At 62.4% G+C, this 21,132-nt stretch carries 23 protein-coding genes; 7 read left to right on the top strand and 16 right to left on the bottom strand.

Annotation, left to right across the window (positions count from 1 at the left end; genetic code table 11):
- The first annotated feature begins 33 nt into the window (after positions 1 to 33).
- Together E5K03_RS03085 and E5K03_RS03090 are read left to right on the top strand one after the other, a co-directional pair.
- Complete coding sequence (locus E5K03_RS03085; RefSeq protein WP_138004899.1) at positions 34 to 1,263, top strand: CaiB/BaiF CoA transferase family protein; 1,230 nt, start codon at positions 34 to 36, stop codon at positions 1,261 to 1,263.
- A 73-nt stretch (positions 1,264 to 1,336) separates the two neighbouring features.
- Entirely contained in the window at positions 1,337 to 1,735 is a 399-nt protein-coding gene (locus E5K03_RS03090) for a VOC family protein (protein WP_138004900.1), read from the top strand.
- Between the two features lie 15 nt (positions 1,736 to 1,750).
- Here E5K03_RS03090 and E5K03_RS03095 read toward each other — a convergent pair whose 3' ends face one another.
- Positions 1,751 to 2,989 carry a hypothetical protein gene (locus E5K03_RS03095; RefSeq protein ID WP_138004901.1) on the bottom strand — a complete coding sequence of 413 codons (1,239 nt, stop codon included), beginning with the start codon at positions 2,987 to 2,989 and terminating at the stop codon, positions 1,751 to 1,753.
- A 166-nt stretch (positions 2,990 to 3,155) separates the two neighbouring features.
- Here E5K03_RS03095 and E5K03_RS03100 point away from each other — a divergent pair, with 166 nt between their 5' ends.
- Positions 3,156 to 3,974: an SDR family NAD(P)-dependent oxidoreductase gene (locus tag E5K03_RS03100; RefSeq protein ID WP_138004902.1), complete on the top strand. Its 819-nt coding sequence runs from the start codon at positions 3,156 to 3,158 to the stop codon at positions 3,972 to 3,974.
- Between the two features lie 70 nt (positions 3,975 to 4,044).
- On the opposite strand, the gene E5K03_RS03105 is transcribed toward E5K03_RS03100, so the two are convergent.
- The 4 genes from E5K03_RS03105 to pepF form a co-directional block, all read right to left on the bottom strand.
- Positions 4,045 to 4,428, bottom strand: coding sequence for a DUF5811 family protein (locus E5K03_RS03105; protein ID WP_138004903.1), 384 nt, complete (start codon positions 4,426 to 4,428; stop codon positions 4,045 to 4,047).
- Between the two features lie 88 nt (positions 4,429 to 4,516).
- Positions 4,517 to 4,999, bottom strand: coding sequence for a pyruvoyl-dependent arginine decarboxylase (locus E5K03_RS03110; RefSeq protein ID WP_138004904.1), 483 nt, complete (start codon positions 4,997 to 4,999; stop codon positions 4,517 to 4,519).
- A 129-nt stretch (positions 5,000 to 5,128) separates the two neighbouring features.
- Positions 5,129 to 6,352 (bottom strand): proteasome-activating nucleotidase Pan2, encoded by a 1,224-nt coding sequence (gene pan2 / locus E5K03_RS03115; RefSeq protein WP_138004905.1) that lies wholly within the window; start codon positions 6,350 to 6,352, stop codon positions 5,129 to 5,131.
- 100 nt (positions 6,353 to 6,452) lie between these two features.
- Positions 6,453 to 8,252 carry an oligoendopeptidase F gene (gene pepF, locus E5K03_RS03120; protein ID WP_138004906.1) on the bottom strand — a complete coding sequence of 600 codons (1,800 nt, stop codon included), beginning with the start codon at positions 8,250 to 8,252 and terminating at the stop codon, positions 6,453 to 6,455.
- Positions 8,253 to 8,350: 98 nt separating this feature from the next.
- On the opposite strand from pepF, the gene E5K03_RS03125 reads away from it, so the two are divergent.
- Positions 8,351 to 9,709: a M28 family metallopeptidase gene (locus E5K03_RS03125; RefSeq protein WP_138004907.1), complete on the top strand. Its 1,359-nt coding sequence runs from the start codon at positions 8,351 to 8,353 to the stop codon at positions 9,707 to 9,709.
- Positions 9,710 to 9,737: 28 nt separating this feature from the next.
- Here E5K03_RS03125 and E5K03_RS03130 read toward each other — a convergent pair whose 3' ends face one another.
- The 7 genes from E5K03_RS03130 to E5K03_RS03160 form a co-directional block, all read right to left on the bottom strand.
- Positions 9,738 to 10,388 carry an HAD family hydrolase gene (locus tag E5K03_RS03130; RefSeq protein ID WP_138004908.1) on the bottom strand — a complete coding sequence of 217 codons (651 nt, stop codon included), beginning with the start codon at positions 10,386 to 10,388 and terminating at the stop codon, positions 9,738 to 9,740.
- Positions 10,389 to 10,480: 92 nt separating this feature from the next.
- Positions 10,481 to 11,365: a tRNA pseudouridine(38-40) synthase TruA gene (gene truA, locus E5K03_RS03135; RefSeq protein ID WP_138004909.1), complete on the bottom strand. Its 885-nt coding sequence runs from the start codon at positions 11,363 to 11,365 to the stop codon at positions 10,481 to 10,483.
- A 1-nt stretch (position 11,366) separates the two neighbouring features.
- On the bottom strand, positions 11,367 to 12,662 hold the full coding sequence (hisS, locus tag E5K03_RS03140) for a histidine--tRNA ligase (RefSeq protein ID WP_138004910.1): 1,296 nt from the start codon (positions 12,660 to 12,662) through the stop codon (positions 11,367 to 11,369).
- 90 nt (positions 12,663 to 12,752) lie between these two features.
- On the bottom strand, positions 12,753 to 13,625 hold the full coding sequence (locus E5K03_RS03145; RefSeq protein ID WP_138004911.1) for a DMT family transporter: 873 nt from the start codon (positions 13,623 to 13,625) through the stop codon (positions 12,753 to 12,755).
- Positions 13,626 to 13,803: 178 nt separating this feature from the next.
- Positions 13,804 to 14,397, bottom strand: a complete 594-nt coding sequence (locus E5K03_RS03150) for a DUF7411 family protein (RefSeq protein ID WP_138004912.1) — start codon at positions 14,395 to 14,397, stop codon at positions 13,804 to 13,806.
- Positions 14,398 to 14,748: a DNA-binding protein gene (locus E5K03_RS03155; RefSeq protein ID WP_138004913.1), complete on the bottom strand. Its 351-nt coding sequence runs from the start codon at positions 14,746 to 14,748 to the stop codon at positions 14,398 to 14,400.
- Between the two features lie 74 nt (positions 14,749 to 14,822).
- On the bottom strand, positions 14,823 to 15,278 hold the full coding sequence (locus E5K03_RS03160; RefSeq protein WP_138004914.1) for a 30S ribosomal protein S19e: 456 nt from the start codon (positions 15,276 to 15,278) through the stop codon (positions 14,823 to 14,825).
- 178 nt (positions 15,279 to 15,456) lie between these two features.
- Here E5K03_RS03160 and thiL point away from each other — a divergent pair, with 178 nt between their 5' ends.
- Positions 15,457 to 16,371: a thiamine-phosphate kinase gene (thiL, locus tag E5K03_RS03165; RefSeq protein ID WP_138004915.1), complete on the top strand. Its 915-nt coding sequence runs from the start codon at positions 15,457 to 15,459 to the stop codon at positions 16,369 to 16,371.
- A 31-nt stretch (positions 16,372 to 16,402) separates the two neighbouring features.
- On the opposite strand, the gene E5K03_RS03170 is transcribed toward thiL, so the two are convergent.
- The gene (locus E5K03_RS03170) at positions 16,403 to 16,762 is read right to left on the bottom strand and encodes a response regulator (protein WP_138004916.1); all 360 of its coding nucleotides are present in this window, start codon (positions 16,760 to 16,762) and stop codon (positions 16,403 to 16,405) included.
- 106 nt (positions 16,763 to 16,868) lie between these two features.
- On the bottom strand, positions 16,869 to 17,618 hold the full coding sequence (locus E5K03_RS03175; protein WP_138004917.1) for an Nmad3 family putative nucleotide modification protein: 750 nt from the start codon (positions 17,616 to 17,618) through the stop codon (positions 16,869 to 16,871).
- 81 nt (positions 17,619 to 17,699) lie between these two features.
- Here E5K03_RS03175 and E5K03_RS03180 point away from each other — a divergent pair, with 81 nt between their 5' ends.
- The gene (locus E5K03_RS03180) at positions 17,700 to 17,999 is read left to right on the top strand and encodes a DUF3784 domain-containing protein (protein ID WP_138004918.1); all 300 of its coding nucleotides are present in this window, start codon (positions 17,700 to 17,702) and stop codon (positions 17,997 to 17,999) included.
- A 33-nt stretch (positions 18,000 to 18,032) separates the two neighbouring features.
- On the opposite strand, the gene cmk is transcribed toward E5K03_RS03180, so the two are convergent.
- Both cmk and E5K03_RS03190 read right to left on the bottom strand, forming a co-directional pair.
- A complete protein-coding gene (gene cmk / locus E5K03_RS03185) occupies positions 18,033 to 18,641 on the bottom strand; it encodes a (d)CMP kinase (RefSeq protein WP_138004919.1) in 609 nt (202 codons plus the stop codon).
- Positions 18,642 to 18,758: 117 nt separating this feature from the next.
- Positions 18,759 to 19,667 carry an acyltransferase gene (locus tag E5K03_RS03190; RefSeq protein WP_138004920.1) on the bottom strand — a complete coding sequence of 303 codons (909 nt, stop codon included), beginning with the start codon at positions 19,665 to 19,667 and terminating at the stop codon, positions 18,759 to 18,761.
- A 135-nt stretch (positions 19,668 to 19,802) separates the two neighbouring features.
- Between E5K03_RS03190 and E5K03_RS03195 the strand changes: the two genes are divergently transcribed.
- Positions 19,803 to 21,128, top strand: coding sequence for a glycoside hydrolase family 68 protein (locus tag E5K03_RS03195; protein ID WP_138004921.1), 1,326 nt, complete (start codon positions 19,803 to 19,805; stop codon positions 21,126 to 21,128).
- Positions 21,129 to 21,132: the final 4 nt, after the last annotated feature.

Raw genomic sequence — 21,132 nt, forward strand, 5'->3', positions numbered from 1 at the left:
AGATATAACTCATCGAGCACAAAAGAGAGACGAATGGCTGGGGAAGCACGCGATCCAGACGGGACAGCCGGTCCACTGTCGGGCGTAACGGTCGTAGACATCTCACAGGTACTCGTTGGACCCTTTTGTACGATGCAACTGGGCGATCTCGGTGCGGACGTCATCAAGATCGAACAGCCCGAAACCGGCGATCAAACGCGGGGATGGTATCCACCGGCATTCGAGGATGACGAATCGATGAGCGCGTACTACGCGAGTGTGAACCGCAACAAACGATCGATGACGCTGAATCTCAAAACCGATCGCGGCCGGGCGGTGGTACGAGAGCTGTGTGCAGACGCAGATGTGTTCGTCGAGAACTTCCGCGTGGGAACGACTGAGAAGTGGGGGCTCGGCTACGAGGATCTCATCGAAGCGAACCCGGATTTGGTATACTGTTCACTCTCGGGGTACGGCGAGTGGGGGCCAGCAGCCGATCGGCCCGCGTACGATCTGGTGATGCAGGCCGAAGGTGGATTCATGAGCATCACTGGCGAGCCCGATGGTGAACCCGTCCGAGTTGGGGTCGCGATCGCGGATATCGGGGCGGGAATGTACGCAACACAGGCGATTCTCGCGGCGCTGTTTCGACGGGCGTTCGCCGACGAAGGTGGACAAAAAATCGACGTGAGTCTCTTTGACGGACAGCTCGCATGGCTCTCATATATGGCGAGCTACTGGTTTGCGAGCGGTGAGAGCCCAACGAAGATGGGCTCGAAACACCCAACGATCGTGCCCTATCAGGCGTTTTCGACCCGAGATGGCCACGTTGTGGTTGCGGCCGCCTCTGAGGCCATCTGGGAGCGGTTGTGTCATGCACTCGATCGTCCGGACCTTCTTGATGACGATCGATTCGAGACGAATGCCGACCGTGTCGAAAACCGGGACGTACTCGACCCACTGCTCGAACGCGAGTTCGCCGGCTACAAGACCGAGGAGGTGCTCACGCTGTTGTCGGCCGCAGACGTGCCAGCAACCGCGATCAACGACATCGAGGCGGCACTGTCGCACCCCCAGGCGGCAGCCCGAAAGATGAAAACGACAGTTGAACACCCACAGGCAGGACCGATCGAGATGGTGTCGAGCCCGATGCATCTCTCGGAGTCACCGGCGACCATCCGCCGGCACCCACCGTCACTCGGGGAACACACAAATGAGATTCTTTCAGAACTCGGATACACCGAAGCGTCGATCGACCGGCTCCGAGCCGAGGGCGTCGTGTGAACCAGTGGATTGTCCGCGAAATGGAGTCTCCACTGGTGAGCGAATTTATTGGTCACGAACACGATCGATGCATATGGAGATTGACGCGATCGACCACGTGAACCTCAAAATACCCGCGGACGGCATCGAGGCTGCGATCGAGTTTTATCACGACGGGCTCAGATTCGATATCGAGAACCGCGAGCTGTACGAGGCCGGCGAGAAGCCGTTCGTCTCGGTTCGGCTGAACGATTCCGCAGTCATCCACCTTCGACCGAGTGAAGCGTTTGTGCCGCCTGAAAAGGACAGCTACGATCACCTCGCGATCGTGACGCCCGAACCGATCGACGCTGTCAAACACCGACTCGAAACAGCCAAAATCGAGATCGACCAAGAGCTTGAACCCTTAGGCGCAACCGGCGTCGCCCCAGCGGTGTACGTCACCGATCCGTTTGGCTACTTCATCGAAATAAAAACGACAGTCAATGCGTAGCGCTGGGAGCCAGTGCTAGGCGATCGGCGTTCGGAGTGCCCAGACGTCCTCCGTTGGATCGAGTCGGTGTGGTTCCGCACCGCGATCGGTCAGAACCCCCGCGTGGTACAACATCGCCTTGAGCTGAAAGACCGTTGGCGAGTGGTACACCGATCCGTCGGCGAGCGCATCCACGTTGAGACGACCGTCGGCGTCAAGGACGCGGCTGCGAACGGCCGATCGCCCGGAAAGGAACAGCTCAACAGTAAACGTTGGATGGTGCGTGTGAAGCCACGCAACGAAGTCAACAAGCGACGGCCGGGTGATTCCGTCGTTGTGCATCGTCTGTAGCTCCTCGGCGAGCAGTTGCGTCGCCGGATAGGCCCACACAACGCGGCGGGTCAACAGTCCCCATTTGGGAGCCAGCTCGCAGAACCGCTTGCGCGATCGCTTCCAGCCGTCGAACGGCGACAAGGCCGCATCGACGGACCCGTACTGCTCGATTCCAAAACGGACAACCTCTCGGCCGAGCGGCGTGAGCCGATCGCGATCCGGATCGCGATCGATCAATCCGAGGAACGCCGCTCCCCGCCGAGCACCGTCGACGGCCGCAACAACACGATCTTCAAGTACGCGTTGGGTGGGCGCGGGGTGATAGACACAGAGCGGGTACGCGAGATAGTTCTTTGGATGATTCAACCCGAACGACGCGTCGGCGACGCCCTGTGCGCTCGCCTGAAACCGGATTGCGGTCGCGTCTGGCGAAGTCCGATTGCCAACCACGCGAGGGGTTTCGATCGGCTCAACCGTCCCGTTCGCGTCGACACCCAGCACACCAACGTTGAGCTCACGAGCCAGCGTTCGAGCGGTTTCAGAAACCGCGTCTGTCGGTGCAGCGACGTACGCGGCGTTCGCCTCTGCGAGGCGATCGTACGCCTGCAGAATCCCGCGTTCAACGTCGATCGCCGCGTCTGCGCGATAGCCCTTGGCTTCGATCGCGATGAGCGGCGGCTCCTCGCCAAAGCGCTCGACTGCGAGCAACTCCGAGGGGAGCGCGCGGACACCCACGAGATCGGGGTATCCCGACCCGAGCCGGACGTGATTGAACGGTGCCAGCACCGCTTGGATGTCTGGATCGATCGGCTGTCCGGCGAGCCAGTTGTCGGTTCCAAACTGCGTGTCGACGACAGCGTACGTCTGCTCGGCCGCCTCGGGGAACAGCCGCTGTTTGGCGTGCGCGAGGACCGCTGGCTCCGAAAGCGCGGCGCTTGCCATACATCACTTCTCAGGACGGATCGTCATCAACGTTCGCGTCTGGAGGGCGATCTCTCGGCCGCTAAGTGGGTTCGATCGCCGACCCAATCGTTTGTTCGATCGCCGACCCAATCGTTTGTTCGATCGCCGACCCAGCCGTTTTGAGGTTCACCCACGACAGAGTGGTATGGAACGAGCCGAGCGCACCGACAGAACGACGAGCGATCGATCGAAGCGGTCGCTCGCGCTTGTCACCGGTGCGGCCTCGGGGATCGGCAAGGCGCTGGCGTCGATCGTCGCGCGAAACGGCCACGATCTCTTGTTGATCGATGTCGACGAGGAGCCCCTCGCCGAACACGCCGATCGACTCGCAGACGTACACGGTGTGTGGACCGAGCCGCTAGCGCTCGATCTCACAGCCGACGGAGCTGTCGATCGCATCGACGACCGGCTGGCGGCGATCGACGGCCGCGTGGACGTATTGTGTAACAACGCCGGCGTTCCGGTGTACGGCCGGTTCACCGAGACAGACTTCGATGACGAACGGGCAATGATCGAGCTGAATGTGGTTGCAACAACGGCGTTGACAAAACGGATCGCGCCGCGGATGGTCGATCGCGGCCACGGGCACATCCTCCACACCGCGTCGCTGGCGGGTGTGGTACCAGTCCCGACCGCTGCGATCTACGGGGCAACGAAGGCGTACGTCCGATCGTTCTCGCTGGCACTCGCGACCGAGCTACGGGGTACAGGCGTCACGGTTACCACACTGTGTCCGGGTGAAACGAATACGGCGTTTCTCACTCGAGGCGGAATGGATCGATCGGCGATTCCAGGGCGACGCCTGCAGTCGCCGCGATCGGTTGCAGAAGTAGCCTATCAGGGGATGATCGCCGGCGATCGGGTCGTGGTCCCCAGTCAGTGGGACAGGCTACGGTACATCCTTGGAAAACTGCTCCCGGAGGCGATATCTGCACGGATTACCGAGCGGTTCTGGTCGGGATGAGCGGGCGATCGCTCCAATGTGATCAACGGGACACGATGCAAAAACGGAACTCGGGACGTGGGAGGTGGGTCTACCGGCCGGTCGGTGTGACTGAATCGCCGATCGCGCTCATAACCTGCATGGCTGCGCTCGCTGCCAGCCCCTGGGCGACCTCGTTCGCGTCAGTCTCATCCAGCCCGGAGGCCAGTTCATCGATTTCCGGGGAGAACCCAGCGGTGACAGGGTGCCCAGCCGGGGGCTCGACAGCGACAGTTGCAAGTGGCCCTGTGCCGTCAAACGATAGCTCAGAGCCGACGTGGTATCCCTCCGGAAGGTACGACTCAGTCCGGGAGACGATGCCTGCAACCTCCTGGCGGAGTGCCTGTTTTTGTTCACCGGATAGCTCTACGTCGTTCGTCGGTTGGCCGGCCTCGACGACGCCGGGGGCCCCCGCATAGGGGTTGTTTCCGTTCATGTGAGAGGCTGTAGGCAGTATGTCACACCAGCGTATAAAACCGTCGGGCAGCCGGATTCCGATCGCACAGCCAGTCTGGCCGCGTGTATCACCGAAACATCGGCGCGCTGTCGCCGTAGGCCGCAAGCACAACCGCGACAACGCACTCGTCGGCTGCTGGCTCTGCGATCGACACCTCATAGCCGCGATCGGGACAGGACCACTCCCTGAGCGACAACCCCGCCGTAAGCCCAACGTCAAGTTCGTCCCGAACCGCCTCGGCGTCTGGCCCTGTCGCCTCGTAGAACAGTCCGGGGCCGGGGCCGATCGCCCATCCCAATCCGGCCGCGATCGGCTCCTCCTCACCGGGCGCGGCGACGGCTTTCGACTGGACGACGAACAGCCGGTTTCCAGCCGTCCCGAGGTCCGGTGCGGCCTCGACCTGCTGGATGGTTCCGCGATCGGGCACGATAGACGAAACAGTCACCAGGTTGTAGTTGTGGAGGTTGATCTCCGCGAGCGCGGCGTCGTAGGCGGCGATCTCGGTCGGGCCGCGGCCGACACCGCCAGCCACGTAGATCGTGGGGTTCATTGGCCGATGTAGTCGGTCACGCGAATAAGGGGTTACGAAACGCTGCGATGGATGTCAAAAGAGCGTACGTAGCTGTCGAACAGTGAAGACGGCCCTGGAGGCTGTCCCACTGCGTGGCTGTCGGGTCGTTCAGTACTGGTATTTGATAACGCCGTCAGGCTCGTCCTCGGAGCGATCGAGCTTCTCGCGGGCGGCCTCGAAGTCTGCGGTCGTTACCGCGGTGCGATCGTCGCGGATAGCGAACATTCCCGCCTCCGTCGAGAGGCTCTTGATGTCCGCGCCGCTGTATCCAGAGAGCTCGTCGGCAATCGAGTCGAGGTCGACGTCGTCAGCGAGGTTCATGTCCTCGGTGTGGATTTTAAGGATCCGACGGCGGCCCTCAAGTTCAGGTTTGGGTACCTCAATGAGTCGATCGAAGCGGCCGGGGCGAAGGATCGCCTCGTCAAGCATATCAAATCGGTTGGTTGCAGCGATGATGCGGATCTCGCCGCGATCGTCGAAGCCATCCATCTCACTGAGCAGTTGCATCATTGTCCGCTGGACCTCCGCATCACCGGAGGTCTTCGAGTCCGTCCGTCGCGACGCAACCGCGTCGATTTCGTCGATGAAAACGACTGCCGGCTCGCGCTCGGCGGCGAGTTTGAACAGATCGCGAACCAGCCGCGAGCCCTCGCCAATGAACTTCTGGACGAGTTCAGAACCGGCCATCTTGATGAACGTCGCGTCGGTCTCGTTGGCGACCGCCTTCGCGAGCATCGTCTTGCCGGTTCCCGGTGGACCGTGCAACAACACCCCGGACGGCGGCTCGACGCCAACGGCGTCGAACAGCTCTGGGTTCGACAGTGGATCTTCGACGGCCTCGCGAACCTCGCGAATCTGCTCGTCGATCCCGCCGATATCCGCGTAGCTCACCGCGGGTGAATCGGTGATCTCCATCGCTTGCGCGCGCGAGTCGGTCTCGTCGTCGAGGACGAGTTCGATCCCGAACGACTCGTTTATTGCCACGCGATCGCCCGCTTCGATATCGTTGAGAACACCCGGAGAGACCTCAGTAAGTACCTCTTGGTTGTTGCCATGTTGTTTGATGATGACGCCGTCTTCGGATATCTCTTCGACAGAGGCGATGTACAACGCCGAGGCTTTCAGTGCATTGTTACGATGTTTGAGCCGCTGGACCTCCTCGCGGAGGTCCTGGCGGCGATCGGTCGCATCTGTGAGGCGGTCATCGAGCTCCTCGTTGACCGTGAGGATGCGCTCGAAGTGCTGTTTGAGCGCGGTGAGGCGTTCAGTATCGGACATCTCCGGATCCAACTCCAATCGCGGTTGGTCCGGGAGCGACGGGCTACGTGACATTCGCTATGATCCCTTTGTGTCGGGGATAAATGTGCCTTTGGGTCGCGGACGCACCACGGATACCACAAGAACGCAAAAAACTGATCAGGCGAGAACGGGGCTACGCCAGATCCTGCAGTTCTGCCATTCGATCGAGATACACGCCGTACACCGACAGTGCGGCCTCGATCGGCTCGGGGTCGGTCATATCGATGCCCGCGATTTCGAGCGCCTCGATCGGGTAGACGCTTCCACCGGCTTCGAGCATCTTGCGATACTCGGCGGCGGCCGAGTCGCCCTCCTCGCGGATCCGCGCAACGATCGCAGCTGCCGCAGAAATGCCCGTCGCGTACTGGTACACGTAGAAGTTGTAGTAGAAGTGGGGAATTCGCTCCCACTCGCGAGCGATTCGATCGTCGGTCTCCGCAGGCGCGTAGAACTCCGCTTTCAGGTCGCCGTAGATCTCGTCGAAGACATCCGGCGTGAGCGGCTGATCGACCTCGGCGAGCGCGTGAATCTCCTGTTCGAAGTCGGCGAACATCGTCTGGCGGAACAGCGTCGATCGGAACCGCTCGAGATACTCGTCGAGCACAGCCGTTCGGAGTTCGTCGTCTTCGAGGGTTTCGAGCAGGTAGTGAGTGAGAAGCGTCTCGTTGACCGTCGAAGCGACCTCTGCGACGAAGATCTCATAGCCCGCGTCGTGCCACGCCTGTTCATCCTGGGCGAGCTCCGAGTGCATCGAGTGGCCGAGTTCGTGCGCCAGCGTGAACATCGAGGCGATGTCGTCCTGGTAGTTCATCATGATGAATGGCTGGGTGTCGTAGGTACCAGACGAGAACGCGCCCGCGCGCTTGCCGCGGTTCTCGTAGACGTCGACCCAGCGATCCTCAAGGCCCTCGGCCATCCGCGACTGATATTCTTCCCCAAGCGGTTCAACTGCCTCGATCACCCATGTCTTTGCCTGCTCGTAGCTGACTTCGGGTCCTTCCTCACCAGTGATCGACATGTACAGGTCCCACATTTGAAGCTCGTCAAGTCCGAGCGCGTCGCGCTTCAACTCGGCGTGGCGGTGGAGATACTTGAGGTTGTTCCGGACCGTATCAACGAGGGTGTCGTATACCTCGACAGGCACATTTGGACCGTCGAGTGCAGCCTCACGGGCTGAGTCGTAGTTTCTCGCACGCGCCATCTTGACGTCCTTGCGAACCTGGTTTTGCAACGATGTCCCGACAGTGTTTCGGACGTCTTCCCACTCGTCGTAGAACTCTTCGTAGACGAGTTTACGGAACGCCCGATCTTCGTGTTTTTGCAGCTTCGTGAAGTTGCCCTGGCTGATCTCGATCGCATCGCCGTCAGGATCTTCGACAGTGGGAAACTCCATATCGGCGTTCGCGAGCATTGAGTAGATCTCGCTGGGCGAACTCGTGATCTCACTGAGTTCCGCGAGGAGTTCTTCGACCTCCGCCGATCGAGTGTGTTCCTTTCCGCGCAGTACGTCGTCGAAGTAGTGTTCGTACTCCGCAAGTGCCGGCTCGGCGTCGATGAACGCCTCGATGTCGTCGTCGTCGAGTTCCTGTAGCTCCGGTTCGAGATACGAGATCGCGCTCGCGGCCTCCGAAGACAGCGACTGCGCTTTCGCCGACAGCGCCTGGTACTCCTGGTTTCTGGTGTCTTCGCTGCTTCGAAGGTTTGCGTACACGCTTACCTGTGAGACGTCTCGCATGATCTCCTCGCGGAGCGATAACAACTCATGGAGGGTTTCGGCGTCCTCGGTGACCTGCCCTTCGTAGCGGCGCAACGCATCGATCTGTTCGGAAACCGCCTCGTAGGCCGCCTCCCAGCCCGAGTCGGTCGCATAGATGCTCTCGAGAGACCACTTGTACTCCTCGTCGATCTCACCACGTTCGGGAACCGAACTCATACCAATCGGGACGGGTGGCTCAATCGTAAGCCTTGCCAATCAGCGGCTTCGATCGCCACAACACGTATCATTTTGCCCACGCTCACTAACCAGGGTGTATGAGTAACACCGAGCGATCGGCCGCCCTCTCGGCGGCGATCGGACGGACATGGACGGATGAAACGCCGTGGCAGTTCCTAACCGACCTGACGGCGATCGGTAACCGCATGGGCGGCAGTGAGGGCGAACGAGAAGCCGCCGAACGCGTCGGCACCGCCTTCGAAGACACCGGGCTCGAGGACGTCTCAATCGATCCCTTCGAGATGGACGAGTGGCGACGAGGATCGAGTGAACTCGAGCTTCGCGGGTCGACAAACCGGTCTGGTCGATCTTTCGAGTCGATCGCACTGCCGTACTCCCCGAGCGGGGCCGAAACTGCCCCGTTCGTCGACGCCGGCTACGGAACGCCCGCGGAGATTGACGAACTGAACGTGGAGGACCGGATTGTCGTCGCGAGTACGACAACCCCCGAAGGTGGCCGATTTATTCACCGTATGGAGAAGTTTGGCTACGCGATCGAATCCGGCGCAGTCGGGTTCGTGTTCGTCAACCACACACCCGGACAGCTGCCGCCGACAGGCGCACTCAAATTCGGCCAAGAGGCCGCGGCGATCGCCGTCGGGGTCAGCAAGGAGACGGGCACGTGGCTCCGCGAATACGCCGAAAACACAGCGGGACCGAGCGCTGAGCTATCGGTGTCTGTCGAGGCCGAAACCGTCGCCGGCGAGAGTCAGAACGTCGTCGGTCGACTCGGCCCCAAGACCGACGAGGAGCTGTTTCTCGTCGCACACTACGACGCGCACGATATCGCCGAGGGAGCGCTGGACAACGGCTGTGGGATCGCAACCGTGCTCGCGGCAGTGCGAATCCTCGCGGCTGCCGAAGACAAACTGACACGAGGGGTTCGGGTCGTCGCGGTCGGTTGTGAGGAAATCGGACTCCTGGGCGCAGAGCACCTCGCGGCGGCGATCGATCACGAGCGCGTCCACGGAGTGCTGAACGTCGACGGCGCAGGGCGGTTCCGCGACCTCGTCGCGTTGGCACACGGCTCTGAGACAGTCGTGGATGTGGCCGAGTCGATCGCAACGGAGACGAACCAGCCGATCCGAACGGAGCTCGAACCGCACCCGTTCAGCGACCAGTGGCCGTTCGTCCGCGCGGGCATTCCCGCTCTCCAGCTACACAGCGACAGCGATGATCGCGGCCGTGGCTGGGGCCACACTCACGCCGATACCCGCGACAAGGTCGACGACAGAAACATCCGCGAGCACGGGATCCTCACGGCGCTGTTGGCGATCGAACTGGCCGATCGGGAGCTCCCCCGACTCGAAGTCAACGACCTGGCCGATCGGTTCCGTGAGGCCGACTTCGAACCGGGGATGCGTGCGGCTGACTTGTGGCCTGACAACTGGGAGTGACCGGACAGTATTCCGCAATTTCACCGACTCAGACAGCGATCGCCGACAGTTCCTCCAGCGACTCGATCTCGTAGGTCGGGTCGGCGACGAGCTGGTAGTCTGCCCGGTGGGGCCGGCGGATGAATGCGACGTCCAAGCCGGCGCGATCGGCCGCGAGCACGTCGACGTTGCTGTCGCCGACGTACAGCGCCGAGTCGACGCCGATCGCCGAAACCGCGTCTTCTAAGAAGTCTGGCTGGGGTTTACGCCGCTGAAAGCCCTCCAGTGTTGGCGGGCGGCCCGTCGCGTAGCCAAACAGTGCAGACAGGTCGAAGCGGTCGACGATCGATTCGACCGTCTCGTGTTGGTTGTTGCTCACGATTCCAAGCGGTGCATCGAGTTCTGCGAGCGTTCCGACGTCTGCGTACAGCGTTTTCCGGCCGTCTTCGAGCGCCGATCGCTGTGTAGCGGCGACCGCCGACTCGCGTTGGGCCCACAGCGCCGCTGGGTCGATCTCGTAGCGCTCGGCGATCTGCTGAATCCGCGTGATATCGGCGTCGATCATCCCATCGACGACCGCATCGTCGGGCGTGACACCGAATTCGGCGAACGCGTCACGAACGCCCTGCCGAAGGACCGATCGCGGCGTTGGATACGTCAACACGCCGTCGTTGTCGAAAACGACCGCATCGTAGCACATACTGGGCGTTCGGGCCCGATCGAACAAAAAGTTGCTATGAGGGGAGGGGAGCGCTACTGTGAGCTGTATTCACACGCTCGGCGGTAGGTATCTTACCGTTCATCGCTCGACGCTACGTCGCCGGCGTCGCGGAGCCCCTCGACGATCGACGCGTTGGTCCGTTCGACAATCGCGCCCTCGATCGCTCGACCGCCGATCGCCTCAATCGCGCGCTCGCGGGCAGCCTCGTCGACGACGAACGAGAGTTGCGGGTAGATGACGTCTGAGAGTACGAGCGGCTCCGGTGGGGCCGGCGGGATCCCGTCACCGCCCTCGATCGATTCGGAGCCTAGCAGGCGATCGATGAAGTCAATCGACAGTTCTCCGGTCCCCACGCGGTGGACAACAGTCACGAGCCGTCGAACCAGCTCACGGGCAAATCCGCCGGCCGCGAATCGGACGACGAGGAAGCCTCCATCTCGATCGAGCCGTCCAGAGAGCCCTCGGTGGGTGCCCTCCGCATCAGGCGTGAGGTTGTGAAAATCGTGGCTGCCGCAGAGCTGCTCGAGCGCGGCTGCGGCCCGCTCGTCGTCGATCGGCGGCAGACTGGCGATTGGTGGCAGACTAGCGATCGACTGTTGCTCACCTGTGGGCGCATAGAGATGATAGCTGTACTCGCGGCGATAGGCGTGATGCGTCGGGTGAAACCCGTCCGGAGCATCAGCGGCCGCGTACGCGCGGATCGAACCGGGGAGTTCGCTGTTGAGCGCTCGCGGGGTGAGCCACCCGGGGGCGTCGAACGCGATCGTCTGTGCGATCGCCGACACCCCGGCGTCCGTCCGGCCTGCGGCGGCGTACCCCGGCGGGGCACGATCGGGCGCACAGACATCGAGCGAACGGAGGGTAGAAAAGAGATCCCCCTCGACGGTGCGGACGTCCGGCTGTCGCTGATAGCCGTGAAACGGCCGGCCGTCGTAGGCGAGCCGGAACGCGCGCATCTCAGAAGTCGTCGTACGTCGGTCGATCGAACGCCCCGGGGAAGGCGTCGACATCGACAGTTGTCTGGTCGCCGGAGGCCATGTCTTTGACCGTCACGTTGTCGTCGGCCAAGTCCCGTTCGCCGACGATGACGACCGTCTCCGCGCCGATCGAGTCCGCATAGCCCATCTGTGCGCCGAAGCTGCGATCGGAGAGGTCCGTCTCGACGACGTTGCCTCGATCGCGGAGGTCGCGGGCGATATCCGCGGCGACCGATCGGGTATCGCCAACGGTCAACACGTAGTAGTCGATCGTCGCCGCGTCATCGGGCCAGACGCCGGCGCGCTGTAACAAGAGGCCAAGCGGTGCGTGGCCGGGCGCAACGCCAACCGCGGGCGTTGGCTGGCCGCCAAAGGATTCGATCAGATCATCGTAGCGCCCGCCGCCGAACACCGAGCGGCCGATCTCGCCGGTCGAGTCGAAGCACTCGAAGACGACGCCAGTGTAGTAATCTAATCCGCGGGCGGTCTCGAGCGAAACTGTGCAGTACTCTCGGGCACCGAAGTCTTCAGCGGCTTCTAGCACAGCTTCGAGGTTCTCAACAGCGTCGGCGACGCGATCGGTCTCCGCGAACGCCGTGAGATCCGAGAGATCGTCGGTGTCGAGCAGGTCGTCAAATTCAGCGGCCTGGGCGGCACTCAGGCCGGCGTCGACGAGGAGGTTGTGGTACTCGGCCGTCTCGATCTTCGCGCTTTTGTCGACCGCACGGATTGCGGCCTGCGTATCCACGTCGGCGTCAAAGGCGTCCAACAGCCCGCCGAGGATGTCGCGGTGAGAGACCCGGAACTCGAAGTCTTTTGCAGTGAGGCCAAGCCCGGTCAAGGCGTCCGCGGCAACGGCGAGCACCTCGGCGTCGGCAGTCGGTTCGCTCGATCCGAAGATGTCGACGTTCGTCTGGTAGAACTCCCGAAAACGGCCCTGCTGGACCTGCTCGTAGCGCCAAAACGGCCGCGTGGAGTACCACTTAATCGGCTTCGAGAGCGCCTGCGCCTTCGCGACGACCATCCGTGCGACCGTCGGGGTCAACTCGGGCGTGAGCGCCACGTCCCGATCGCCTTTGTCGGTAAAGTTGTACAGCTCCTCGACGATCTCCTCGCCGGACTTGTCGACGTACATCTCGGTCCGTTCGAGCGCCGGCGTCCCGATCTCGCGGAAGCCGTACCGCGCGGCCGCGGTCTCGACCGTGTCGATGACCTCCCGGCGAGGAGCCATCTCCTCAGGGTAGAAGTCACGAAATCCTTTGAGCCCTTGGTACATGCAAAGGGGTTTTCGAGCGATCGTCTGAAAGCTGTCGGTTCGGCCGCGACCTCGTTGGGACAGAATGCCCGTAAAGACGAAGTCCCACGATCAGATCGCGATCATCGTTACCCCGATAACCGCGAGCACAGCCGCGACGAGCCGAAGCCGAAAGTAGCGCTCGCCGAGAATGATTCCGCCGAGAACGACCGCCACGATCGCCTGCGTGTTGATCACCGGGGAAGCGATGCTCGCAGGCAACAGCGAAAATGCGATCGTCGTGGTGTGTTCACCGAGGGCGACGATCGCGCCGCCGCCGGCAAACAGCGGGATCGATCGCCGCGAAAGCGTCGGTGGGTTCTTGATTGCACTCGGCAGGAGCACGATCGCGACCCCGGATAACAGGAGGGGCACCCAAAGCGTTCCGGGGATCGCGAGCTCCTGGAGGGCAACCCGTTTGCCCACGTCGGAGATCGCATAACAGACGGCACTCAACAGCGCAAACTGTGCGGGCCGAGACTTCGCGGCTTTGCGGAACGGCTCGAAGAACCCGCCCGGCTCGTAGTTCGCGACGTACACCGCAAGCGTCGCGACGACGAGGCCGCCGACCTGCAGCGGCGTCAGCACCTGTCCGAGGACAAGAATCTCGATCGGCAACACAAACACCGGGACGATCTTGTTAATCGGTGTAACGTAGGAGACGTCGCCGTCGTCGATCGCCCACAGAAACAGAATAAACGCAGCCGCGGTGGTCACGATCGTGAGCGCGACCACGCCGATTGCCGTCGCGTCAATGCCGGTGAACTGGCTCGCTTCGAGATCCGTCTGGGTAATCGCAACCGGCAGGTACCACGTGATCGCCGAGATATTGATGAGCACGGTCAGCGCTGCGGGCGGAATACCAACGAACGATCGCTTCAGGACAAAAATATACACGCCCCACACGAGCGCGGCAGCGACAGCGAACCCGAGTCCGGCATCCATTGAATCGGTCGAGGGCCAGCCGCGACAAGAGTGGTTCGATCACACCTGCAGACACCCGAAAGCGAGAGCGGCCACTCAGCGGCACTTAGCAATCACTCAGCGGTCACTCAACGGCCGCTCAGCGGCACTTAGCAATCACTCAGCGGTCACTCAACGGCCGCTCAGCGGCACTTAGCAATCACTCGATCGATCCGCGGACGTACGTCTGTTCGTGCTCGGGGAACACGTCAGTGACAGCGTCGGCCCCGTATTTGTCGGCCAGGAGCGCTCGAAGTTCACCCTCGTAATCGGCTTTCGGGATCACCTCACTCGGTCCCGATTCGACCTCGAACGTCGCCTCAACGAGCCGATCGACGGCGCCGCGGCCGAACCCCGAAAGCGGCGAAATATAGTCGACGCCGTAGCGATCCTCGATGCTTTGTGCCTGTGCGCGGGTGACGGTCGGGACGCGATCGTCACGTCGGGTCCCGTCAGCAATCGCGTCAACAGACAGTTCTGCGACCGTTTCGAGCGCGTGGTGGTGGACCATCTGGATGCCGTTACGCGGAAAGCCGTCCTCGTACATCCGTTCGGCTGCGGCGTCGGCGGTCGATCGATCGAGTTCGACGGTCTCGAAGGGAAACGACAGCGACTCGGCGGCGGCTTCGGCATGTTGCCAGTCGTCGGTGATACCAAAGTGCGCAGTGACGAGTGTGACGTCGTAGAAACGATCGACCAACAGGGCTGCCAGCGAGGAGTCTTTGCCGCCGCTGTACAAGAGTGCGAGGTCCATCTACCGCCGGCGGATGTTGAACGATTTCGATTCGGGCTGAAGCTCTTTGAGCAGCGACTTCATCTGGTCTTCGTCAATACGGTCCTGTAGCCGCCCACTGCGGGCGAGTGCGACAATCTGTTGTTCGACCTGCTGGGCGAACTCGGGTTTCGACATCTGCACAGCGTTGAGTCGCTGGCGTGCGCCGTCGGTGAGATGCTGGCGGAGCATCGCCTCTTTTTGCGCCTCCGCCTGCTGTTGGGCGGCCTCTTGAGCCTCCTCGTTGGCGCCGGATTCCGCGCGGTCTTGCAGCTCTTTGAGCTTCTGTTCTCGGAGTTCCTCGAGTTTTTCGTCGTCAGGGCTTCCGCTCATGGCTGTATATTCTCGATCCGGCAATGAAAACCATTTCGGAGGCCACAGCGAAAGCAATCGGACCGCGGCGCCGATCAGGCGTAGCGCTCGAGTTCCGGGTTGTCGATCGATTCGAAGACCGCTTCGGCAGCCTCGTCGAGGAACGCACGGCCCTCGTCGGTGATGCGGCGCCCCTCGCCCTGTGCGGTCTGGACGAAGCCCTCGTCTTCGAGCTGGGCGAGCGCGGTGCGGATGATCTTCCGGGAGCCGCCGGCGTGGCTCGGCGGGGCAACCCGATAGCGGGTCGAGCCGCGGGTCGAGCCGCCGTATTCGGTCGCGAGTCGCTCGATGCCGATCGGCCCGTTCATCGCGACCTTCCGGAGCAGCGACGCCGCGCGAGTCTCCCAGAAGTCGTCCTGCTCTGGCGGGAGCTCTCTATCTGCACCGGATTTCGTGTAGTTGACCCACTCGGGGGTTTCAAGCCGATCCGCAAGCCGGTCCGACAGCTCCTCGATGAGCGCGTCGGCCGGAACGTCGTAGATGGTTACCATGACGAGCAATTCCCGCTTGCGTCGTTTAAACCCATCGTAATCGACCGAGAGCGGGTGTGTGGAGCCCTAACGCGCACGATGAACCAGATCGCCAAACCTGGTGTCCCTGCTTCTAGCTCGGTGCCGAACGCGGGCCGATCGGACCGTTTTTGCGGCAATCGCCCGAACGACAGACAGGATGGACGAACGAACCGCACTCGGGCTCGTTGGGTCGGCGATCGAACATGCCGGCGACGACGCGGCCGTGGTCGGCTCAACGGTGCTCACGACGGATATGCTCCACGAGACGACCGATTTCCCCGAGGGAACGACACGCTACACCGCCGGGTGGCGATCGGTCGGCGCGTCGCTGTCGGACGTGGCAGCGATGGGTGCCGACGCAACCGCCGCTGTCGCCGTCTACGCAGACACGACCTTCGACGAACAGGAGCTGACAGCGTTCATAACGGGTGCGTGTGACGTGTGTGACGCCGTCGGCGGGGCCTACGTCGGCGGCGATTTAGACGAGTACGTCGAGTTCACGGTCGCGACGACCGCGATCGGCGACCTCGGCGACCGCGAGCCAGTTCTGCGATCGGGAGCGACACCAGGAGAACACGTCTGTGTGACCGGGACGCTCGGTCGGAGTGCGGCGGCGCTGGCACTGTTCGAGGCGGGCGAAGCCGAGGCGGCAAACGAGCTGTTCCGGTTCGAACCGCGGATCGCCGCCGGCAGAACGCTCGCCGAACAGGCGACTGCGATGATGGACTCAAGTGACGGGCTCGCGCGATCGCTGCACCAACTCGCCGAGGCGAGCGACTGTGGGTTCGCCATCGACCGTGCGGCGGTGCCGGTGGACGATCGGCTCGTCGAACTGGCGGCCAGCAACCAGCTCAACGAAGACGAAAGCGGAGACGGCGATCCCTGGCGGACAGCAGTCACGTTCGGCGAGGACTTCGAGTTGGTCTGTACGCTACCGCCGGAGGCACTGTCCGTGGTCCGCGATCGGCTCGACGTGCAGATGACGCCGATCGGGACGGTCGTGACGGCCGACGAAGGGGTGACTGTTGACAGTGAGCCGCTCGCCGACAAGGGATACACCCACGGGAGGTGAGAGAGCGAGGAGTGAAACACGGTGTCGAGAGCTACGACACCGCGTTCGTCACCGTCTCACGGAGTTCGTCCGCGTCGATCGGCTTCAGGACGTAGCCGTCCGCGCCGGCTGTGACCGCCTCGCGCATTTTTTCTTCCTGGCCAACGCTCGTACACATCACGATCACCGTCTCTGGAGACTGTTCTTTGATCTTTGCGGTCGCCTCAATCCCGTTGAGTTCGGGCATCATGATGTCCATCGTCACGAGATCGGGATCGTGTTCCAGGAAGGCTTTGATCGCCGCACGGCCGTTTTCAGCCTCCGCGACGATCTCAAATTGCTCGGCCAAGGCGTCTGCGATAATGCTGCGCTGCAATGCTGAGTCGTCGACAACAAGTACCCTGTGTGTCATGGAAGTGAAACGCTAACGTATTGGTGAGTAGCCGACCGAACCAATAAAGCTGACTTCACAGATCGATCGCGGTGCTCAGCGATCAGCGCTCGGCGATTGCCAACAGTCACACCAATGCGTCGATCGCGCCCTCGTCGATCGCTCCCCGGAGGCGACGGGTCGCCGACTCGTCGAACCACAGCCGCCGTCGCCACCACGGCCCCTTCCCCGAGTCGTTCGAGAGATCGGTGACGATCGAGTTCGCCGCCGATCCCTGTTGTGGGTTGCTCAGCGGCACCGCTCGATCGAACAGCGCCGAGTCGGCAGTCCCGAGAACGAGCACCTTCGCGTCAGGCGGGTCGCGCTTGCGGTGAGCGTTGTCTGCGAACGGCTCGCGCTCGCGTGGCGACAACGAAGCGTACGCCTCGGCGGTCACGACGCGATCGATCCGAAACTCGCCGATGAGGTACGCGCCCCACTCGGGGGCGATCCAGTCGACGGTCGGGCCGGTGTCGATCCCCTCGGGCGGGTCGTGCGCCGAGAGCGTTGCGTAAAAGTACAGCGAGTCACCGGGATCGAGCTCGGCGATCGGTCCCGCCTTCACGCCGTGCTCGTCGCCGTAGGTATACCGCTCGCAGAACGGATACTCGGGGAACTCGGGGTCGAGGTGGACATGCGTGTCACCGACATCCGGAGCGACAGTGAACGGCAGCGGATCGAGCACCGACAGCAGATCGCCGTAGGTCGGGACCGATCGGGCTGTCGGCTCGCGCTCTGGGATTGGCAGGTAGACGAACGATCCGTCGGGATAGATCGGCCCGCGAAAGCCGGGGATGTTCGTGTTCGCAGCGACGTTGATCGCGAGCGCACGGGGCACAGCAGTCTGTACCTCGCCCAGGAGATTAAGTCGACTGAAACGGGCCGACAGGGATTTTTTCATGGCAATCGAACCGCGCACATGGCCGTCACCGAAACCGCCGTGCTCGGGTTTAGCGCCGCCGTTTGTGTGCTTCTCGGATACATGATTCGCTACCGCGGGGCGGTCGGGCTGATTGCCGGCTACAATCCGGGCGATCTTCCGCCCGCCGAGGAGGCCAGTCTCGCACGCGACGCGAGCCGTGTGACGTTTGTCGCCGCCGCACTGATGCTCGCGGCGATCGTGCAAGAATGGACGCGACCCGTTCCGGGCTTTTGGGCGGGCTTCACCGGAGTACTTTTCGCGCTATCCGGCTGGGTAGTGTGGAAATACAACCGATGAGTCGAAGATTGCGGCAATCAACTGGGTCCGACACTACATATTGACAGTCGGCGTCTCGAAGGCTCCCTCGTCGAGTTCGGGATCGTACGCCTCGATTGACGCACGGACAATTTCGAAGACGCCGTCTTTGCTCCAGCGGGCAGTGTTGAGGTGCAGATCGTAGAACTCTCGATCGTCGATGTCGATATCGTAGTACGACTGGTAGCGACCGGCCTCGCTGACCTCGCGGACCCGCATTTCGGGTTCGGTCTCCTCACGATCGCTAATTCGCTCGAGGCGAACGTCCTCTGGAGCGTCCAACCAGATGCGAAGATCTGCGCGCTCGCCAGCGATCCAGCCAGCCAGGCGGGATTCAAGGATGAATGGCTTGCTCGACATCCCCCACTTTTCGGCGATCATTCGCAGGCGCTCGTCGAGGGCGCGATCGATCTCGTCTGTGGCCTCCGCCTGCGCAGTGAGCTGATTGAGCGAGATCCCGCGATCGTCGGCGAGTTCGCGGAAAATGTCGCCGCCAGAGACGTACGGACAGCCGAGCGCGTCCGCAAGCTGGGTACAAAGCGTCGTCGCGCCACAGCCTGGTGGTCCAGAAACGGTAATAAACAGATTGCTGTCGATAGGCTCAGGCGAGGATGTCGAAGTCATTAGCCGACACATGTACGTCGAGGCCCGTCAGCGTGTCGGTCGATCCGACGTGGGGTGTAGATCGATCGTGATGAGCCATCGACCACCCGACGTGGGGTGTAGATCGATCGCGGTGGCCTATCGGCCACCTGGCGGCGAAAGATCTCGCTGGAACTCGTCGAAGACCTCGAAATCCGCGGGTACATCGTACTCGATTTCGCGCTCGTGCTGACGGTTTTCGAGTTTGCCGTCGTCGATCGGCTCGGCAACGTCTTCCCAGCCAGGTTTGATCTTGACGCTCTGGGCGGGCATGCCAACCACGATGTGGTGGGCGGGAACGTCTCCCTGAACGGCCGCGCGTGCGCCGACGATCGAGTTCTCGCCGACCCGACAGCCAGCACGCACCATCGAATCGAACGTCACGCGAGCGTTGTCCTCGATCACTGTGTGGAAGTTCCGGACCGCCGTCTGGTCGACGATATCGTGGTCGTGGCTGTAGATGTGTGCGCCGTCGGAGATCGAGACGCGATCGCCGATCGTCAGCCGGCCTCGATCGTCGAGGTGAACATCGTCGTGGACGACGGTGTTGTCACCGATCGTGATGTTGTGTCCGTAGGTGAACGTGATTCCTTTGAAAAAGCGGCAGTTGTCCCCACACTCCTCGAAGAGATGGTCCGCGAGCATCTGTCGGAATCGGAGCGCGAACTCGACGTTGTCGGCCATCGGGGTCGCGTCGAACTGCCGCCAGAGCCACTGGAGGTGTTTCGATCGCGTGAACGCCGCCTCGTCCTTTTCGGCGTAGTACTCTGATTCGAGCGTCGCATTACACGGGTCGTACCCCTGCAGGCGGACCCGCGTGGCGTGTGAGACGTCCTCACCGGCCTGCCAGCGATCGTAGGCCTCGCGATCGCCGAACAGATCGACGAGTACGTCCTCGACGACAGCACAGGTGTCTTCATCCGAGGAAAGCCGTTCGTCAACCGATTCGATGAAGCCTCGGACTCCCGACTCGGCCTCGTCGGGGAGTGACACGTGTCGCTTGGTCATTGACGCTTCTTCGACAGCGGGCCACAAATCCGTTCGGATGTGCACGGAGGTCGTCAAGCCGCACCGCGCCAAAAGAAGTACTACACCCCGAGTAAAACGGTGAAACCTAAGAGCGTTCGCCGTCGAGCCTAAGCCATGACAGACGATTCGGGCGGTCGAGGCCGAATCAGCCGCAACACACCAGCGTGGACCCGCGAGCACGCCGCGCGGCTCGCACGCACCGACGATACCGTCGCGCCGATCATCTATCCACCGGAGTCGCCGATCGACCCCGAGTTGCACCTGTGGGACACCTGGCTGCTTCGCGATCGAGACGGCTCTGTTGCCGAGATCGACGGCTATCGGGTCATCCTCGCGCTGACGTCGACCTCGGCGCTGTTGCCCGGCAAGCGCCACGACGTCGCAACAATTCGGTACTCCTACTCGGCTGATGGGAAAAACTGGCACACCGGCGGGCCCGTCTTCAAAAACGACGCAGGCGAGATCGAGGGCGATCGCCCCTTCGGCTCTCGGCAGTGGGCCGGTTCGGCACTATACGACGACGGCACCGTCTACGCATACTACACCGCATCGGGACAACGCGACGAAGCGGAGCTCAGTTACACCCAGCGGCTCGCGGTCGGTCATGGCGGAACCGTCCATACCGATAGCGAGGGGCTGTCGATCGAGGGACCGTGGACCCACGAGATCATCACCGGACCTGACGGTGATCGCTACGAGACTGAAGCCCAATCGCGAGGCATGATCTACACCTTCCGCGATCCGTGGTTCTTCGAGGACGAGACCGGGACGTACCTCGTGTTCGAGGCGAACACGCCCGTCCCTGAGGGGTCTGCGGCCTGCGGCGGCGACCAAGCACAACAAGAGTTCAACGGCAGCGTCGGGATTGCCGAGTCGCCAACCGGCGACCCAACCGATTTCGGGCTACGAGAGCCGCTGTTGGACGCCGTATGTGTGAATCAAGAGCTCGAACGGCCACACATCGTTGTGCGGGACGGGACGTACTACCTGTTCATCTCGAGTCACATGCACACGTTCGCCCCGGGGATCGAAGGATACGACGCGCTCTATGGGTTCGCTGCGGACTCGCTTTTCGGCGAGTACGAACCGCTGAACGACAGTGGCCTCGTGGTAACAAACCCCGCAAACGCGCCGTTTCAGGCGTACTCGTGGCTCGTCTACGATCACGGCGACGAACTGCTCGTGAACTCGTTTTTCAATTACTACGACTTCGATCGCCCGAGCCTCGACGACGTGGCACTCCTGCCAGAGCCAGAACAGCGTCGGCGCTTCGGCGGCACCCCCGCGCCCACAGTCCGAATCGGGGTCGACGGTCGACGGACGCGCGTCCTCGGCGTACTCGATCACGGACACCTGCTGCTCCCGCACGAGCCGCTACCGTCCTCGCCGTTCGACGGCCGTGGCGATCGCGACGGTCGTGGGTCGTACCACTCAACCTAGCCGC

Source organism: Halalkalirubrum salinum (assembly GCF_005543295.1).
In the GTDB taxonomy this organism is placed as follows: Archaea; Halobacteriota; Halobacteria; order Halobacteriales; family Haloferacaceae; genus Halalkalirubrum; species Halalkalirubrum salinum.

Bases quoted from the DNA above. Each gene is read 5' to 3' on its own strand.
- E5K03_RS03085 (WP_138004899.1), top strand. From the start codon at position 34: ATGGCTGGGGAAGCACGCGATCCAGACGGGACAGCCGGTCCACTGTCG.
- E5K03_RS03090 (WP_138004900.1), top strand. From the start codon at position 1,337: ATGGAGATTGACGCGATCGACCACGTGAACCTCAAAATACCCGCGGAC.
- E5K03_RS03095 (WP_138004901.1), bottom strand. From the start codon at position 2,989: ATGGCAAGCGCCGCGCTTTCGGAGCCAGCGGTCCTCGCGCACGCCAAA.
- E5K03_RS03100 (WP_138004902.1), top strand. From the start codon at position 3,156: ATGGAACGAGCCGAGCGCACCGACAGAACGACGAGCGATCGATCGAAG.
- E5K03_RS03105 (WP_138004903.1), bottom strand. From the start codon at position 4,428: ATGAACGGAAACAACCCCTATGCGGGGGCCCCCGGCGTCGTCGAGGCC.
- E5K03_RS03110 (WP_138004904.1), bottom strand. From the start codon at position 4,999: ATGAACCCCACGATCTACGTGGCTGGCGGTGTCGGCCGCGGCCCGACC.
- pan2 (WP_138004905.1), bottom strand. From the start codon at position 6,352: ATGTCACGTAGCCCGTCGCTCCCGGACCAACCGCGATTGGAGTTGGAT.
- pepF (WP_138004906.1), bottom strand. From the start codon at position 8,252: ATGAGTTCGGTTCCCGAACGTGGTGAGATCGACGAGGAGTACAAGTGG.
- E5K03_RS03125 (WP_138004907.1), top strand. From the start codon at position 8,351: ATGAGTAACACCGAGCGATCGGCCGCCCTCTCGGCGGCGATCGGACGG.
- E5K03_RS03130 (WP_138004908.1), bottom strand. From the start codon at position 10,388: ATGTGCTACGATGCGGTCGTTTTCGACAACGACGGCGTGTTGACGTAT.
- truA (WP_138004909.1), bottom strand. From the start codon at position 11,365: ATGCGCGCGTTCCGGCTCGCCTACGACGGCCGGCCGTTTCACGGCTAT.
- hisS (WP_138004910.1), bottom strand. From the start codon at position 12,662: ATGTACCAAGGGCTCAAAGGATTTCGTGACTTCTACCCTGAGGAGATG.
- E5K03_RS03145 (WP_138004911.1), bottom strand. From the start codon at position 13,625: ATGGATGCCGGACTCGGGTTCGCTGTCGCTGCCGCGCTCGTGTGGGGC.
- E5K03_RS03150 (WP_138004912.1), bottom strand. From the start codon at position 14,397: ATGGACCTCGCACTCTTGTACAGCGGCGGCAAAGACTCCTCGCTGGCA.
- E5K03_RS03155 (WP_138004913.1), bottom strand. From the start codon at position 14,748: ATGAGCGGAAGCCCTGACGACGAAAAACTCGAGGAACTCCGAGAACAG.
- E5K03_RS03160 (WP_138004914.1), bottom strand. From the start codon at position 15,278: ATGGTAACCATCTACGACGTTCCGGCCGACGCGCTCATCGAGGAGCTG.
- thiL (WP_138004915.1), top strand. From the start codon at position 15,457: ATGGACGAACGAACCGCACTCGGGCTCGTTGGGTCGGCGATCGAACAT.
- E5K03_RS03170 (WP_138004916.1), bottom strand. From the start codon at position 16,762: ATGACACACAGGGTACTTGTTGTCGACGACTCAGCATTGCAGCGCAGC.
- E5K03_RS03180 (WP_138004918.1), top strand. From the start codon at position 17,700: ATGGCCGTCACCGAAACCGCCGTGCTCGGGTTTAGCGCCGCCGTTTGT.
- cmk (WP_138004919.1), bottom strand. From the start codon at position 18,641: ATGACTTCGACATCCTCGCCTGAGCCTATCGACAGCAATCTGTTTATT.
- E5K03_RS03190 (WP_138004920.1), bottom strand. From the start codon at position 19,667: ATGACCAAGCGACACGTGTCACTCCCCGACGAGGCCGAGTCGGGAGTC.
- E5K03_RS03195 (WP_138004921.1), top strand. From the start codon at position 19,803: ATGACAGACGATTCGGGCGGTCGAGGCCGAATCAGCCGCAACACACCA.